This is a genomic window from Streptomyces sp. IBSNAI002 (assembly GCF_052244475.1).
In the GTDB taxonomy this organism is placed as follows: Bacteria; Actinomycetota; Actinomycetes; order Streptomycetales; family Streptomycetaceae; genus Streptomyces.
Genome location: NZ_JBQPXG010000002.1, coordinates 2,755,847 through 2,770,559, shown reverse-complemented (window position 1 = coordinate 2,770,559; position 14,713 = coordinate 2,755,847). Strand labels below are relative to the sequence as shown.

The 14,713-nt window shown below is 73.5% G+C and carries 12 protein-coding genes; 3 read left to right on the top strand and 9 right to left on the bottom strand.

Annotation, left to right across the window (positions count from 1 at the left end; genetic code table 11):
• Positions 1-89 precede the first annotated feature (89 nt).
• Positions 90-485: a nuclear transport factor 2 family protein gene (locus tag ACTVZO_RS13360; RefSeq protein WP_443298587.1), complete on the top strand. Its 396-nt coding sequence runs from the start codon at positions 90-92 to the stop codon at positions 483-485.
• A gap of 106 nt (positions 486-591) precedes the next feature.
• Here the strand turns inward: ACTVZO_RS13360 and ACTVZO_RS13355 are convergent, their stop codons facing one another.
• On the bottom strand, positions 592-939 hold the full coding sequence (locus ACTVZO_RS13355; protein ID WP_443298586.1) for an antibiotic biosynthesis monooxygenase family protein: 348 nt from the start codon (positions 937-939) through the stop codon (positions 592-594).
• Between the two features lie 119 nt (positions 940-1,058).
• On the opposite strand from ACTVZO_RS13355, the gene ACTVZO_RS13350 reads away from it, so the two are divergent.
• On the top strand, positions 1,059-3,119 hold the full coding sequence (locus ACTVZO_RS13350; RefSeq protein ID WP_443298585.1) for a bifunctional glycosyltransferase 87/phosphatase PAP2 family protein: 2,061 nt from the start codon (positions 1,059-1,061) through the stop codon (positions 3,117-3,119).
• On the opposite strand, the gene ACTVZO_RS13345 is transcribed toward ACTVZO_RS13350, so the two are convergent.
• Positions 3,088-4,575: an FAD-binding oxidoreductase gene (locus tag ACTVZO_RS13345; protein ID WP_443298584.1), complete on the bottom strand. Its 1,488-nt coding sequence runs from the start codon at positions 4,573-4,575 to the stop codon at positions 3,088-3,090. The two genes, ACTVZO_RS13350 and ACTVZO_RS13345, sit on opposite strands and share 32 nt — an antisense overlap.
• A 383-nt stretch (positions 4,576-4,958) precedes the next feature.
• Positions 4,959-6,203: a cytochrome P450 gene (locus tag ACTVZO_RS13340; RefSeq protein ID WP_443298582.1), complete on the bottom strand. Its 1,245-nt coding sequence runs from the start codon at positions 6,201-6,203 to the stop codon at positions 4,959-4,961.
• 242 nt (positions 6,204-6,445) lie between these two features.
• On the opposite strand from ACTVZO_RS13340, the gene ACTVZO_RS13335 reads away from it, so the two are divergent.
• The gene (locus ACTVZO_RS13335; protein ID WP_443298581.1) at positions 6,446-7,615 is read left to right on the top strand and encodes a steroid 3-ketoacyl-CoA thiolase; all 1,170 of its coding nucleotides are present in this window, start codon (positions 6,446-6,448) and stop codon (positions 7,613-7,615) included.
• Positions 7,616-7,790: 175 nt separating this feature from the next.
• On the opposite strand, the gene ACTVZO_RS13330 is transcribed toward ACTVZO_RS13335, so the two are convergent.
• The 6 genes from ACTVZO_RS13330 to ACTVZO_RS13305 all read right to left on the bottom strand — a co-directional run bounded on the left by ACTVZO_RS13330 (position 7,791) and on the right by ACTVZO_RS13305 (position 14,482).
• Positions 7,791-8,234: a transglycosylase SLT domain-containing protein gene (locus ACTVZO_RS13330; protein WP_443298580.1), complete on the bottom strand. Its 444-nt coding sequence runs from the start codon at positions 8,232-8,234 to the stop codon at positions 7,791-7,793.
• Between the two features lie 279 nt (positions 8,235-8,513).
• Positions 8,514-9,437 (bottom strand): ECF transporter S component, encoded by a 924-nt coding sequence (locus ACTVZO_RS13325; RefSeq protein ID WP_443298579.1) that lies wholly within the window; start codon positions 9,435-9,437, stop codon positions 8,514-8,516.
• Positions 9,434-11,278 carry an ABC transporter ATP-binding protein gene (locus tag ACTVZO_RS13320; protein ID WP_443298578.1) on the bottom strand — a complete coding sequence of 615 codons (1,845 nt, stop codon included), beginning with the start codon at positions 11,276-11,278 and terminating at the stop codon, positions 9,434-9,436. Before ACTVZO_RS13320 ends, ACTVZO_RS13325 begins: the two co-directional genes overlap by 4 nt.
• Positions 11,275-12,564 carry an energy-coupling factor transporter transmembrane component T gene (locus ACTVZO_RS13315; protein ID WP_443298577.1) on the bottom strand — a complete coding sequence of 430 codons (1,290 nt, stop codon included), beginning with the start codon at positions 12,562-12,564 and terminating at the stop codon, positions 11,275-11,277. The genes ACTVZO_RS13320 and ACTVZO_RS13315 overlap by 4 nt, the downstream gene beginning before the upstream one ends.
• Entirely contained in the window at positions 12,561-13,229 is a 669-nt protein-coding gene (locus tag ACTVZO_RS13310) for an SCO2322 family protein (protein ID WP_443298576.1), read from the bottom strand. The genes ACTVZO_RS13315 and ACTVZO_RS13310 overlap by 4 nt, the downstream gene beginning before the upstream one ends.
• The gene (locus ACTVZO_RS13305) at positions 13,229-14,482 is read right to left on the bottom strand and encodes a prenyltransferase/squalene oxidase repeat-containing protein (RefSeq protein WP_443298575.1); all 1,254 of its coding nucleotides are present in this window, start codon (positions 14,480-14,482) and stop codon (positions 13,229-13,231) included. Before ACTVZO_RS13305 ends, ACTVZO_RS13310 begins: the two co-directional genes overlap by 1 nt.
• Positions 14,483-14,713 lie beyond the last annotated feature (231 nt).

Sequence of the window (14,713 nt, the reverse complement as noted above, 5' to 3'; positions counted from 1 at the left end):
CCGCGGATCTCTGGCGTGCAATATCCACAGGCACGGGCTGATGATAGGAAAAAAGGGCAAACCGTGCGTTCTGGAGGGTGTGAAACCACATGTCCGAGCATCCCGACTGCGCCCTGATCCGCCGCGGCTACGAGGCATTCGCCAAGGGCGACATGGACATGCTGGGCACGCTGATGACGGCCGACGTCATCCACCACGTGCCCGGCGCCAACCCGCTGTCCGGGCACCACAAGGGGCGGGAGAACGTCATGGACTTCTACCGCCGGCTCGGGGAGGAGACCAACGGCACCTTCCAGGTCCACCTGGAATCCGTCCTCGCCGACGGCCGGGGCCACGTCATGAGCTTCCACACGGCGCGCGGCGACCGCGGCGACCGCGGCATCGAGATCCGGCAGGGCCTCTTCTTCACCATCGTCGGCCACAAGATCACCGACATCGACCAGTGCACGGCCGACATCGACGAGGAAGACACCTTCTGGAGCTGAGCGCGGCGAGGAGCGGCCCGGGGCCGCGAACGCCCCGGGCCGCTCCTCAGCGCCTCATGCCGTGACGCCGTACGCCGTACGCCGTCACGCCGTACGCGTCATGCCCTCACGCCTTCTTCGGCGACGCCTGCTGCACGACCTCGAACGACCACACCGACGAGCCCGAAGCCGCCGGCTTCGGGCGCTCGCCGCCCTCGCCACCAGCCCCGCCGGCCCCGCCGCCACCCTGGTGCGCGGCCTTCATCGGCCCCTCCATCCACGCCTGGAAGTCCTCCTCGGACCGCCACCGCGTGTAGACGAGGTACTGGTCGGTGCCCTCGACCGGCCGCAGCAGCTCGAACCACTCGAAGCCGTCCGAGTTCTCCACGGTCCCCGCGCGCGAGGCGAAGCGCTGCTCCAGAACCTCCCGCTGCTCGGCCGGAACGGTCAGCGCGTTGATCTTCACGATGCTCATGCGGGCCATCCTAGGTATCCCGCGCGGGATATCGTCGTCCAGGTAATGGAACGGGGCACGAAACGCGGCAGCCAGGCAAAGTCAGGGTTGCGGTCAACAGGGCGGGAGGCCGGCGAGGCGTGGCTAACGCGGCGGAGCACAGTGGTGGGCACGGACATGCCGGAGTCATAGGCGGTAGCGGCAGCAGGCTCGGGGCGGCACGCCTCCTCCTGTGGGCGCTGGCGGGGGCACTCGCCGTCAGACAGGCCGCCGTCGTGCTGAGCGTCCCACCGGGCCAGTGGCTGAGCGGCTTCCACCTCCCCGGCAGCCTTCCCGGCTCGATCTACGACACCGGCCAGTTCACCGGCACGCCCTTCGCCGGGCTGGTCCTCAAACCGCTCGTCGGCCTCGCGGCGCCGTCGCTGGAGGTCGCCTGGATCTCCCTGACGCTGCTCTTCGTCGCCGCCATCGGACTCGTCGCCGCGCGCGGCCTGCCCGACCCCGTGCCGCGCCGCACCGCACTGCTCGCCGCGCCCGTGCTGACCGCCCTGATGATGGTCTCGCTGCCCGTCCGCGAAGCCGCCTCACCCAGCCAGACCGCCGTGCTGCCCGTGCTCCTGGTGCTCCTGGCCGTCTTCCGCGTCCCCGGCGGGCGCCAGGCCGGCTTCCTCATCGGCCTGGCCGCGGCCCTCCAGCCCGCGCTGCTGCTCTTCGCGCCGCTCCTGTGGCTGACCGGCCGCCGGCCCGCCGCCGGGGCCGCCGCCGTCACCTTCGCCGGAGCCACCGCGCTGTCCTGGGCGGCCATGCCCCGCGACTCCTGGACGTACTGGATCCACCACCTGGCCGGCACCGGCCTCGGCGGGGCCCCCGACAGCCTCGCCAACCAGTCCGTGCACGGCGCGCTGCTGCGCCTCGGCCTGACCGGACCCGTCGAGATCCTGCTCTACGCGGCCCTCGCGGCCGGCTTCGCCTTCATCGGTCTGCGCCGCGCCGTCCGCTACGCCCGCGACGGTCAGCTGCTGCTCGCCGTGGCCGTCACCGGCTGCGTGGCCGTCGCCGTGTCCCCGGCCGGCTGGCGCCACCAGCTGCTGTGGGTGCTCCTCGCCGTCGCGGGCAAGGTCGGCAGGCGCGCCGCGGACCGGCCCGTGTGGCCCGTCGCCGTCGTCCTGGCGATGACCCTGCCCAGCGCGGTGCTGCTGCCGAACCTGGCCGCGCTGGCCCCCGTACGCGACAACGTGCTGCTGCTCGCCGCGCTGGCCGCCGCCTGCGCCGTACCGTTCCTGCCGCGCTCCTCGCCGTACTGGCGCGAGCCCGTACCGACGGCCTACGGGAAGCCCGCGGCCGCCCGCTGGCAGCGGGTGCCGCTGCTGCCGTTCTGGCGGCGCGTGCTGTCCCGCCCCAACCTGCTGCTGGAACTCCTGCTGATACGGGTCGGGTACTCGCTCTACTCGCACATCAGGGCCGCCGCCCCCACCAGCCGCGACCTCGCCGAGGGCAACGGAAGCCAGATCCTCGGGATCGAGCGGGCGCTGGGCCTCGACATCGAGCACGCCGTGAACCACGCCGTCGTCGCCACGCCCTGGCTGGAGGCGTTCTTCAACTTCTACTACACCTCCTTCCACTTCGTGGTCCCGCTGACGATCCTGGCCGTCCTGTACTGGCGGCGCCCCGGCGACTACCGCTGGGCGCGCGCCTCCCTGGGGCTGGCGACCGTACTGGCCCTCATAGGCTTCTGGCTGTACCCGCTCGCGCCGCCCCGCCTGATGCCCGGCCTCGGCTTCATCGACACCGTGCACGGCCCGCAGGACCTGGCCAACCCGTCCTACGGGGCCATGACCGCGATCTCCAACCAGTACGCGGCGATGCCCTCGCTGCACTTCGGCTGGTCGCTGTGGTGCGGGATCGTGATCGTCGTGCTGGCGCCCAAGGGCTGGCAGAAGCTGCTCGGCGCGCTCCACCCGCTGATCACGGTGTGCGCGATCGTCGCCACCGCAAACCACTGGGTCCTCGACGCGGTGGGCGGCGCGGTCGTCGTGAGCGCCGGATTCGGGCTCGTGTACGTGCTCTCCGGGCCGCGGCGGCTGCGGGCGGTGCTGCCCGCGCAGCGCACGGCGGGCGCCGGGGAGCGGGGAGAGGGACAGGGGACGGGGAACGGGAACGGGCAGGAGCTCAGGACTCCGGCAGGGGCCCGGTCTTCGTAGGCCCGGCCTCCGCCGGTGGCCCCGTCTGTGCGGGCGGCCCCGTCTGTGCGGGCGGTGCGGGCTCGGTGTCCGCAGGTGCGGTGGCGGCGGGCGGGATGTTCTGGTTGAGGCGGAAGAGGTTCCCGGGGTCGTAGCGGCGCTTCAGCTCGCGCAGGCGCCGGTACTTCCGCGGTCCGTAGGCCTGCTCGACCCGCTCCTCGCCCTCCTCCATCAGGAAGTTCGCGTAGACCCCGGTCTGGTGGGGCGCGAGCGCCGACCACAGGCCGCGAGCCCACGTCCGCTCCTGCTCGAAGCCCTCCGGGCCCTCCGTCGTCCCGTTGATGTTGAAGGTGTGCCCGGCGCCGCGCCCGCCGAAGGCCGTCTCGTCCTCCCCGACGCGTGCGATGGCCCCGCCGAGCTGGAAGATCGGGAAGGCGGTGAACGGCGAGACGATCCGGGACGCGTGCTCCGCCGTACTGTCGATGATCTTGTCGGTGAGCCGGTCGACGTCGCACGACTTGAAGTAGTACCAGCGGCCGTGCGGGAACGACGGGTCGAACATGGCCTGGTGCTCGGTGAACGGCTTGGGCGTGCACAGGTCGAGTACGGGCGCGGTCCCGGCGTCCTCGCGCAGCGGACGCAGTACCTCCTGGCCCTCCTCGACCGGGCCCGCGTAGCAGCAGACCACCATCACGACCGGCTTCCCTTGCAGGCGGGCGGGGATGTACGGGGCCGTCGGCGCCTTGCGGTGGACGACCGCGGTCGTCAGCTCGTCGGGCACTGCGGTGATCCACTCGCGGTAGAAGCGCAGCAGCCGGGCCGACTCGGACATCGGCCAGATGACGGGGCCGGCCAGTACGATCGGCCCGAGCGGGTTGAGGCGGAACGTGAACTCCGTGACGATCCCGAAGTTCCCGCCTCCGCCGCGCACGCCCCAGAACAGGTCCGGGTTCTCGTCCTCGTCGGCTTTCACGAAGGATCCGTCGGCGGTGACCAGGTCGACCGAGAGCAGTTGGTCGACGGTGAGCCCGTACTTGCGCATCAGCCAGCCGATCCCGCCGCCGAGCGTGAGCCCCGCCAGGCCGGTGTGCGTGACGATCCCGGCCGGTACGGCCAGGCCGAACGCCTGCGTCTCGTGGTCGAGTTCGCCCAGGAGGACCCCGGCCTGGGCGCGGACGGTGCGGGCGTCGGGGTCGACGCGGATGCCGCGCAGGGGGGAGAGGTCGACGACGATCCCGCCGTCGCACACGGACTGGCCGGGGAAGCTGTGTCCGCCGCCGCGTACGGCCACGGGCAGTCCGGCGGCGGGGCCGGCCGCGAAGCGCACCGCCTCGATGACGTCCGCGACGCCCGTGCAGTGGGCGATGAGGGCGGGGGAGCGGTCGACGGAGCCGTTCCAGACGCGGCGGTCCTCGTCGTAGGTGGGGTCTCCGGGCTGCACGAGTCGGCCCCGGAAGGACTGGCTGAGCGTAGCCATGCCTTCAGTCTGGCACTGGGGGGTGGCTTCGGCCTGTGCGGGCCTGTGCGGGACTGTGCGGGTCCGGCTTGTGCGGGCCGAAGGGGCGCCGGGGCGCATTGGCCCCGGCGCCCCTTCGGCTGGATCGCCGCTGTCTGTCAGGATCGCCCGGTTCGGGCGGGTGCGCCACTTGGGTGGGCGGGGTGGGCGGGGTCGGCGGATCGGGGCCCGGCACCGGGGGTCCGCGTCCGTCGGTGCCGGCTGGCCTCACCGATCGGGGCTCCGCCCCGGACCCCGCGCCTCAAGCGCCGGCGGGGCTGGATTGGGCCGGCGGCTGGATTGGGCCGGTGGGCGGCAGGGGCCCGGGCGCGGGAGGAGGGGCCCCTGCCGTGCTGGGGCGCGGGTCAGCCGTGGCTGACCCGGAGTTCCTTGATGCCGTTGAGCCAGGCCGCGCGCAGGCGGCGCGGTTCCTCGCCGGTCAGGCGGAGGTCGGGCAGGGCGTCGGCCAGGGCGTTGAAGATCAGGTCGATCTCCATCACGGCCAGGGACTTGCCGAGGCAGAAGTGCGGGCCGCCGCCGCCGAAGCCCAGGTGCGGGTTGGGATCGCGGGTGATGTCGAAGACGTCGGGATCGGTGAAGACCTCCGGGTCGTGGTTGGCGGAGGAGTAGAACATGCCCACCCGGTCACCCGCCTTGATCTTCTGGCCGCCCAGCTCGGTGTCCTGGGTCGCCGTGCGCTGGAAGGACACCACCGGGGTGGCCCAGCGCACGATCTCCTCCGCCGCCGTCGAGGGCCGGGTCGCCTTGTAGAGCTCCCACTGCTCGGGGTGGGTGAGGAAGGCGTGCATGCCGTGGCTGATCGCGTTGCGCGTGGTCTCGTTGCCCGCGACCGCCAGCAGCAGGACGAACATGCCGAACTCGTCCGATCCGAGGTTGCCCTGGCCCTCCGCCGCCACCAGCTGCGTCACGATGTCCTTGGCCGGGCACTCCTTGCGCTCGGCGGACAGGTTCATGGCGTAGCCGATGAGCTCCATCGCCGCCTCGGCGCCGACCTCCTCGGTGATCGCGTACTCCGGGTCGTCGTAGGCGATCATCTTGTTCGACCAGTCGAAGATCTTGGCCCGGTCCTTCTGCGGTACGCCGATCAGCTCCGCGATGGCCTGGAGCGGGAGTTCGCAGGCCACCTGCGTGACGAAGTCGAAGCTGCCGTCGCCGGACCCGGTCACCGCCTCCTCGACGATCTTCCGGGCCCGGTCGCGCAGGGCGTCCTCCAGACCGCGGATCGCCCGCGGGGTGAATCCGCGCTGCACGATCTGGCGTACGCGGGTGTGTTCCGGCGGATCCATGTTCAGCATGATCAGACGCTGGGCATCAATCTGGTCGCGCTGGATGTGCTCGTTGAAGCGGATGATCGCCGTGTTGGTGGTGGAGGAGAACAGTTCGGGGTGCGTGGAGACGTACTTGACGTCCGCGTGCCGGGTCACGACCCAGTAGCCCTCGTCGTCGAAGCCCGTGATGCCCCGCCGCTGCGGGCACCACCACACGGGGGCGGTCTGCCGCAGCTGTGCGAACTCCGGGAGCGGGACGCGGCTTTGGAGCAGGTCGGGGTCGGTGGCGTCGAAGCCTTCGGGCAGCGCGGGGCAGGACATCGGGCGACTCCAAAGTCTGACGGCCCATCAGAAGTTGGCTTGAAGGTAGTAACGAGTTCTAGAAGTGACAAGGGTCGGTGCGTCAACTGTTGCGTGTGGAATCCGTGCAGGCCGCGTGCAAGACCCTTGCGTGCCGGGGCTTGAGGTCATAAGACTGCGGGGAGAACTAGAACGCGTACTAGTTCAGGGCGGGGCGCCGGGACGGCCCGCCGCGCTGTCGCAGTGCAGGAGAGGACGAGCTCATGGCCGCGGAACCCGTCATCGTCGAAGCCGTACGCACCCCCATCGGCAAGCGCGGGGGCGCGCTCGCCAACCTCCATCCCGCCTACCTGCTCGGCGAAACCTACCGGGAGCTCCTCGCCCGCACCGGAATCCAGCCCGACTGCGTCGAGCAGATCGTCGGCGGCACCGTCACCCACGCCGGCGAGCAGTCGATGAACCCCGCCCGCAACGCCTGGCTCGCCATGGGCCTCCCGTACGAGACCGCCGCGACCACGGTGGACTGTCAGTGCGGCAGCTCCCAGCAGGCCAACCACATGGTCGCCAACATGATCTCCGGCGGGGTCATGGACATCGGCATCGCCTGCGGGGTCGAGGCCATGAGCCGCGTACCGCTGGGATCGGGGTCGAAGCACGGGCCGGGCAAGCCGTTCCCGGACGAGTGGAACGTGGACCTGCCCAACCAGTTCGAGGCGGCCGAGCGGATCGCCCGCCACCGGGGGCTGACCCGCGAGGACGTCGACAAGCTGGGGCTGCTCTCGCAGGAACGGGCCGCTGCCGCCTGGGCCGAGGAGCGCTTCAAGCGCGAGACGTTCGCCGTGCAGGTGCCGACGACCGAGGAGGAGCAGGCCGCCGGGCAGGGCATGTGGCGCCTGGTCGACCGGGACGAGGGCCTGCGCGATACCTCCATGGAGGCGCTGGCCCGGCTCAAGCCGGTCATGCCGACCGCCGTGCACACCGCCGGGAACTCCTCGCAGATCTCCGACGGGGCCGCCGCCGTGATGTGGGCCTCGCGCAAGATGGCCCGCGCGCTCAAGCTGCGGCCGCGCGCGCGGATCGTCGCCCAGACGCTGGTCGGCGCCGACCCGCACTACCACCTGGACGGGCCGATCGACGCGACGCGGGCCGTGCTGGGCAAGGCCGGCATGTCCCTCAGGGGCATCGACCTCGTCGAGATCAACGAGGCCTTCGCCTCCGTCGTCCTCAGCTGGGCCCAGGTCTTCGACCAGGACCTCGAGAAGGTCAACGTCAACGGCGGCGGCATCGCGCTCGGCCACCCCGTCGGCGCCACCGGCGCCCGGCTGATCACCACCGCGCTACACGAGCTGGAGCGCCGCGACAAGGAATTCGCGCTGATCACCATGTGTGCGGGTGGCGCGCTGGCGACCGGCACGATCATCCAGCGCCTGTAGTCACCAGGGACCGCAGGGGCCGCAAGGCGCTGAACACAGACCCCGTGGGATGGGATGCAGAAGGCCCCGGTGGCCGGACCTGGGGAGGCCGGCCACCGGGGCCTTCGTATGCCGTGCCGCCGCTCTGCTCTGGCTGCCGCTCGGCCCGCTGCTCTGGCTGCCGCGTGCTGGTGGCTTAGTACCAGTGGTTGGCGGACCAGAAGTTCCAGGCGCCGACGGGGCTGCCGTAGCGCTCGTTCATGTACTTCAGGCCCCACTTGATCTGGGTGGCCGGGTTGGTCTTCCAGTCCGAGCCCGCCGAGGACATCTTCGAGGCCGGCAGGGCCTGGACCAGGCCGTACGCGCCGGACGAGGAGTTCGTGGCGGTGTAGTCCCAGCCGCTCTCGCGGGAGATGATCTTGTCGAAGGCGGCGAACTGGGCCGGGTCCTTGATCATCTGCTGGGCGATCGCCTTGGCGCTCATCGGGGCGGCCTGCGCGGGAACCGCGGCCAGCATGGAACCGGCGACACCCAGGGCGAGGACGGTACCCGTGAGGGTCTTCTTCGAAGCGGCGATGCGGCGGATGACGGTGTTGGACACGGACTGACCTTCCGAAGGGGACAGGGACGGTCGCGGCATGCCGGTGACATGCGTGAGCCACTCACGGGGAGGAGAGGGGTTCGTCGGCGGGGGGGGGGGTGAAGCACCCCTGCCGCCTTGCGACTCATCCAGTTCTACAGACCCCCCGACCCCCTGGCAACGACCCCTCTTACTAGTGGACCTCGCAGCCGGGGCGGAACGGCCCCCCTGCCGGCAGCGGGCCGTCCGCCCAGGTGGGAGGGGGTGCGGCAGGGCGCATACGGGACCTTTAAGGACCACTATCCCGGTTCGTATGTGACCTGGGTCCTGTGGGGCGGGTCACCGCCGAGGGGCCCGGATCTCACCCTCCGTGCCCGACTCGTCCCTTTTGTCGGTGTGGTCCGGGCCACTCTCCACCCCCGAATCGAAGGTGACGGGCGCGTCGAACGCTGCTTTTCGAGTCGCCCGGCGCAGCGCCCGCAGCAGCGTGCCGCCGAGCGTGAGGGTCAGTACGACCGTCAGCGCCGCCCGTCCCAGGTCCCAGCCCACCGAGGTCGCCAGGCAGTACGCGACGAAGCGCGCCAGGTTCGCCGCGACCGGCTCGCCCGGGTGGAACGAGATGCCCTGCCCCATGCCCTGCAGGATCACCCAGCCCTGCAGGTTCATGACCGTGCCGTACGCGAACGAGCCCGCGCAGCCGTACGCCGCCAGCATCAGCAGCTCCGCCCGGCCCCGGATCCTCTCCGGCCCGGGCAGCAGCCCGGCGCCCAGCGCGAACCAGCCCATGGCCAGCATCTGGAACGGCATCCACGGGCCGACCCCGCCGGTCAGCAGGGCGGACGCGAACATCGTCACCGATCCGAGCACGAAGCCGAAGCCGGGGCCGAGGACGCGGCCGCTGAGCACCATCAGGAAGAACATCGGCTCCAGGCCGGCCGTGCCCGCGCCCAGCGGTCTCAGCGCCGCGCCGACGGCCGCCAGCACGCCGAGCATCGCCACCGCCTTGGCGTCCATGCCGTTGTCGGCGATGGTCGCGACGACCACGGCGACCAGGAGCGGCAGCAGCGCGGCGAAGAGCCAGGGGGCGTCCTGGGAGTGGGCGAGGCCCGACTGCCGGTCGGCGAGCAGCGGCCAGCCGAAGGCCGCGATGCCGATGAGGGTGACGAGGACCAGGGCCGCGGCGGCGCGGGGGCCGAGGCGGATGGGCCGGGCGGGGCGGGAGGGCCGGGCGGGGCGGGTGGCTCGGGGCGCTGCGCGGCTCATGCGGGGGCCGTCCCGGGCGTGGCGGCTTCCGGGGCCTCGTCCGGGGCCTTGGCCAGGGTCCCGGCGACCTGGCCGACCGTGAGCCAGTGGCCCGGGGCCAGGATCTTCGCGACCTGGGGTGCGAAGGCGGGGGAGGAGACGACGACCTCGGCGGTCGGGCCGTCCGCGACGATCTCCCCGCCGGCCAGGATCACCACGCGGTGGGCCAGCTCGGCGGCCAGCTCCACGTCGTGCGTGGCCAGCACGATGGCGTGCCCCTCGGCGGCGAGCGCGCGCAGGATCTCGATCAGGCGGGCCTTGGCGGCGTAGTCCAGGCCGCGAGTGGGCTCGTCGAGGAGGAGCAGGGCCGGACGTCCGGTCAGCACCAGGGCCAGCGCCAGGGCCAGGCGCTGCCCCTCGGACAGGTCCCGGGGGTGGGTGTCGTCGGGGACGTCCGGGAGCAGGGCGGAGACCAGGTCCCGGCAGGTGCCGGGGGGTGCGGCGGCGTCGGAGTCGGCGGCGGAGCACTCGGCGGCCACCGTGTCGGCGTACAGGAGGTCGCGGGGCTCCTGCGGGACGAGGCCGACGCGGCGGACCATCTGCGCGGGGGCGGTCTTGTGCGGGGTCGCGCCGGCGACGGTGACGGTGCCGGTGGTGGGGGCGAGGGTGCCGGTGAGGGCGGCGAGGAGGGTGGACTTGCCGGCGCCGTTGCGGCCCATCAGGGCGATGGTCTCGCCCGGGGCGACGGTGAGGTCGATGTCGCGGAGCACTTCCGTGCGGGTGCGGCGGATGCCGAGGCTGTGGGCGGTGGCCAGGTCCGCGCCGGTGGCCGGCGCGGGGGCGGGGGCCGTCGGCTTGCTCCGGCGGAGCAGACGCGTGAGCAGCCCGGCGGCTCCGGCGCCAGGGGCTCCGCCCCCGGACCCCCGCGCCTCGAACTCCCCCGGACCCCGTCCGGGGGTGCCCCCAGGCGGGGCTGGATGTGGCTCCGCCCGGCCGTCGGCTGCGGCGGGGCGGTGACCGGGCTCCGGCCGGACCCGTGTCTCCACCGCCGACAGGCGGGTTCGGAGAGGGGCGGATTCGCGGCGGGCGTCGCGGATCGAGAGGGGGAGCGGGGACCAGCCCGCCAGGCGGCCCAGGGCCACCACCGGCGGGTGGACCGGGGAGACGGCCATGATCTGCGACGGCGTGCCGAGCACCGGCGCCGCGCCCGGGGACGGCAGGAGCAGCACCTGGTCGGCGTACTGGACCACCCGCTCCAGCCGGTGCTCCGCCATCAGGACCGTCGTGCCGAGGTCGTGGACCAGCCGCTGGAGCACGGCCAGGACCTCCTCCGCCGCCGCCGGATCGAGCGCCGAGGTGGGTTCGTCCAGGACGAGGACCCTCGGGTGCGGGGTCAGCACCGAGCCGATCGCGACCCGCTGCTGCTGGCCCCCGGACAGGGTGGCGATGGGACGGTCGCGCAGCTCGTTCAGGCCGAGCAGGTCCAGGGTCTCCTCGACCCGGCGGCGCATCACCGCCGGGGGCAGCCCGAGGGACTCCATGCCGTACGCCAGCTCGTCCTCGACCACGTCCGTCACGAAGTGCGCGAGCGGATCCTGGCCGACCGTACCGACCACGTCCGCGAGCTCCCGCGGCTTGTGCGTGCGCGTGTCACGGCCCGCGACCGTGACCCGGCCCCGCAGCCTGCCCCCGGTGAAATGGGGGACCAGACCGGAGACGGCGCCGAGCAGAGTCGACTTGCCGACACCCGACGGGCCGACGAGGAGGGTCAGCTCGCCTTCCGGGATCACCAGGTCGACGCCCTGGAGCGAGGGCCCCGCCGCGCCCTCGTAGGTCACCGAGACCTGTTCGAACCGGATCACGGGGACGCCTCCTTGGACGGTACGGGTGCCACGAAGGCGGGCAGCAGGCCGATCAGGATCGCGGCCGCCGGCCAGAGCGGGAACGCGGGCGCGACCAGCGGGACCACGCCCGGGTGCAGGGACTCGGGGTCGACGGTGCCCGCGTGGACGAGGAGCGCGGCGACGGCCGCGCCCGACCCGGCGACCAGCCAGGCGCGCGGCCCCCAGCGGTCGGGCCGGTAGCGGGTCCGCACCGACCTGCGGCCGCCGAGGCGCAGCCCCGCCAGGGCCAGGACCAGGCCGACGAGGAGGACGGGCAGGCCGTACACCGCGCCTTCGGCGGCGAGCAGCCCGTACGTGCCCGCGCACATGCCGAGCAGGCCGCCGAGGGTGAGGACGTTGGTGGTGTGCCGGACGGCGGGAGGGACCTGCGCGGTACGGCCGTAGCCGCGCGCGTCCATCGAGGCGGCGGTGGCGACGGAACGCTCCAGGGCGCCCTCCAGGACCGGCAGGCCGATCTGGAGGATGGCCTTGATCCCGCCGGTGGGGCGGCCGCGCAGCCGGCGGGCGGTCCGCAGGCGGACCACGTCGGCGACCATGTTCGGCGCGAAGGTCATCGCGACGACGACGGCGACCCCGGCCTCGTACAGGGCGGCCGGGAGGGACTTCAGGAGCCGGGCCGGGTTGGCGAGGGCGTTCGCGGCGCCGACGCAGACGAGGAGCGTGGCCAGCTTCGCGCCGTCGTAGAAGGCGAAGACCAGCTGCTCGGCGGTCACCCGGCCGCCGAAGCGGATGCCCTGGGCCCAGGCCGGGAGCGGGAGCTCCGGGAGGGTGAACAGGGTGTGCGAGCCGGGGATGGGGGAGCCGAGCAGCATGGAGAACAGGAGGCGCAGGCCGATGACGAAGAGGCCGAGCTTGAGGAAGGCGCCGTAGGACCGGGCCCAGGGGGCGTTCGTGCGGCGGGCCGCGACGACGTAGCCGGCCACGCCGACGATCAGGCCGAGGAGGAGGGGGTTGGTCGTCCGCGAGGCGGCCGTGGCCAGACCGAGGGCCCAGAGCCACCAGGCTCCCGCGTGCAGGGCCGTGGCCCGGCTGGAGTGCGGGGCCCGCCATTTTCCGTACGACGGCCCGTGCCCGGGATCCGACGCCCCGGGCCGGCTCCGCCGGGTCGGGGCCGCGGGGGCGGGTGCGGGTCCGGTGGGGGTGTCCCCGGCCTGCGGCCGGGCGGGGTTCCCACCCGCACCGCCCGTGCGGGTGGCACCGGTGGGCGGACCGGCGTTCGGGGTGCCGGGGGCGGGGGGTGTCATCGGGTGCGGCGGCGGGACTGCCAGAGGCCGGCCGCGGCCAGGGCGGCCACGGCTGCGATGCCTGCCAGGAGGCCCGCCGACGGGCCGGTGTCCTCCTCGGCGCCGGCGCCGGCGTCGGCCTTCGGCTGGGGGGTGGCGGGCGGGGCGTCCGGGAGGGGCTCGCCGCAGCCCTGCTTCGGGTAGCCCGTGACCCCGCACAGCAGGGCGGCGCCGTTGTAGCGCAGCGGCTTCGCGACCGAGGCCAGGGCATCGGCCGCGGTGGCCTCCGGGGCCACCTGGGCGCAGGCCGTGCGCGGGTCCGCCTGCGGCGGGGTCTCGCCCGACGGGGTGTCCTCGGGGAGGCCGAAGTCGATGACGAGCGCCACCCGCTTCTTGCCCTCGGCCGCCGGCGTCGCTCCGCAGATCGTCGTGAAGTCCGCCGCCGCCCGCGGCCGCGCCGCCTCCGCCGCCGCGTCCTTGCTCACCGCGAAGCGGAAGCCCTGCACGGAGCCGTCCGTCGGGCGGGCCATCGACGGCCCGACGGTGGCGTACGCCCACGTACCGCCGGCGCCGTCCCAGAACGACCAGTAGCGGTAGCTCGAGGCCAGGGCCGGGCCGGCGGCCAGCACGGCCAGCACGACACCGAGGGCGAGGGCGAGGGCGCGGGGGAGGAGGCGGCGGCGCATCAGAGCTGGTTCTTCTTGCGGCGGCCGCTCAGCAGGATGCCGATGCCGACGCCGGCCGCGGCGCCCGCACCGATGATCCACCACACGCTCTGGCCGCCGGACGGCTTGTCCTTCTCGCTGTCCACCGCGGTCGCGGAGGTGTCCGCGCCCTGCGGCGCCGGGCCGGTCGCGTTCAGCGCCGCGACCAGGTCGGTGCCGCCGAAGGACTTCGGGTCGGTTCCGGTCGCGTGCGCGGCCAGGATCAGTGTGCCGAGACCCGCCGGGCTGCCCTTCGCCCACTCCGCGGAATTGGCCTTGAGCCACTCCAGCGCGCCCGCCGCCGACTGCTTGTGCCCGGCCGCGGCCAGGGCGATCACCGCGTCGGCGGTGTTGCCGGTGTCCGGCATGGCCTGGTCGGAGCCCGGGGTCACGGCCGTCAGGTGGCCGTCCTTCTTCAGGACCTCCGCCAGGTAGCCGGCCGCGCCCTGGGCGGCGGCCGCCGGGTCCGCGGCGCCGGCCGCCGGGCAGACCAGCGGGGCCGCCGGGGTGTCCGTGGTGGACGGGACGACGGCCGCGCCCTTGCCGAGGCCGGCCAGGGCCGCGGCGGCCGTGGCGTCGGCGTTCGCGAGGAGCTTGCCGTCGACCGGCTGGTAGGCGAACGCGCCCCGGTCGGCGGCCGGCTCGGCGGAGCAGCCCAGCTGGAAGGGGAGCAGCCCCTCGTACGCCGACTTGCCCGCCTTCGACTTGATCTCGGCCGGCTTCTCGCCGGCCACGGCGAGGGCGCTGATCACCAGGGCGGTGGAGTTGGACTCGCTGGGGGAGCCGGGCACGTACGCCCAGCCGCCGTCCTCGTTCTGGACGGACTTGAGCCAGTCCACTGCCTTGGTGACGGCCTCGTCCTTGCCGCCGAGTGCCTTCAGGGCCTGTACGGCCGCGGCGGTGGCGTTCGTGTCGAACATGGTCGTCGCCGCGCACGCCGTGCCCGGCTCCGCGCGGAACGAGGCGAAGCCGCCGTTGGCGCACTGCTGGCCCACCAGCCAGTCGACGGCCTGCGGGGCGGGCTTGACGCCGACGGTGTGCTGCGCGAGCAGGGCGAAGGACTGCCGCCACACGCCGTCGTACGTCGGGTCGTTCTTGCCGTACAGCCCGGAGGGGATGACCGGCGGCGCGGAGGGGGAGGCGGGCGGCGCGGTGTCGGCGAGGGCTGCGGGGGCGGCGCCCACGCAGAGCACGGCGGAGGCGGCGAGCGCGGCGGCGCTGCGACGGACGTTCATGGGGGCGGGTGCCTCTCCTGCTGGGGAGCTGGAGGCAGGCACGCTCAGGCACCGGGCTCCGGCTCCGTATACCTCGACGGTGCCGGCCGCCGGGGGGTCCGGCGGCACGAGCCGCGCACCTCCGGTACGGGGCGTTCCGACTTCCCGCCGCCGGGCGGGCCGGGGGCGGGTCACGGTTGCGGGTCAGTGCCGGATTCGCACCGGCTTTCCCCCGTACGGAAGGGTGGACGA

What these genes read in the sequence shown, in the direction of transcription:
- ACTVZO_RS13360 (WP_443298587.1), top strand. Translation starts at nt 90, where the DNA reads ATGTCCGAGCATCCCGACTGCGCCCTGATCCGCCGCGGCTACGAGGCA.
- ACTVZO_RS13355 (WP_443298586.1), bottom strand. Translation starts at nt 939, where the DNA reads ATGAGCATCGTGAAGATCAACGCGCTGACCGTTCCGGCCGAGCAGCGG.
- ACTVZO_RS13345 (WP_443298584.1), bottom strand. Translation starts at nt 4,575, where the DNA reads ATGGCTACGCTCAGCCAGTCCTTCCGGGGCCGACTCGTGCAGCCCGGA.
- ACTVZO_RS13340 (WP_443298582.1), bottom strand. Translation starts at nt 6,203, where the DNA reads ATGTCCTGCCCCGCGCTGCCCGAAGGCTTCGACGCCACCGACCCCGAC.
- ACTVZO_RS13335 (WP_443298581.1), top strand. Translation starts at nt 6,446, where the DNA reads ATGGCCGCGGAACCCGTCATCGTCGAAGCCGTACGCACCCCCATCGGC.
- ACTVZO_RS13330 (WP_443298580.1), bottom strand. Translation starts at nt 8,234, where the DNA reads ATGCCGCGACCGTCCCTGTCCCCTTCGGAAGGTCAGTCCGTGTCCAAC.
- ACTVZO_RS13325 (WP_443298579.1), bottom strand. Translation starts at nt 9,437, where the DNA reads ATGAGCCGCGCAGCGCCCCGAGCCACCCGCCCCGCCCGGCCCTCCCGC.
- ACTVZO_RS13315 (WP_443298577.1), bottom strand. Translation starts at nt 12,564, where the DNA reads ATGACACCCCCCGCCCCCGGCACCCCGAACGCCGGTCCGCCCACCGGT.
- ACTVZO_RS13310 (WP_443298576.1), bottom strand. Translation starts at nt 13,229, where the DNA reads ATGCGCCGCCGCCTCCTCCCCCGCGCCCTCGCCCTCGCCCTCGGTGTC.
- ACTVZO_RS13305 (WP_443298575.1), bottom strand. Translation starts at nt 14,482, where the DNA reads ATGAACGTCCGTCGCAGCGCCGCCGCGCTCGCCGCCTCCGCCGTGCTC.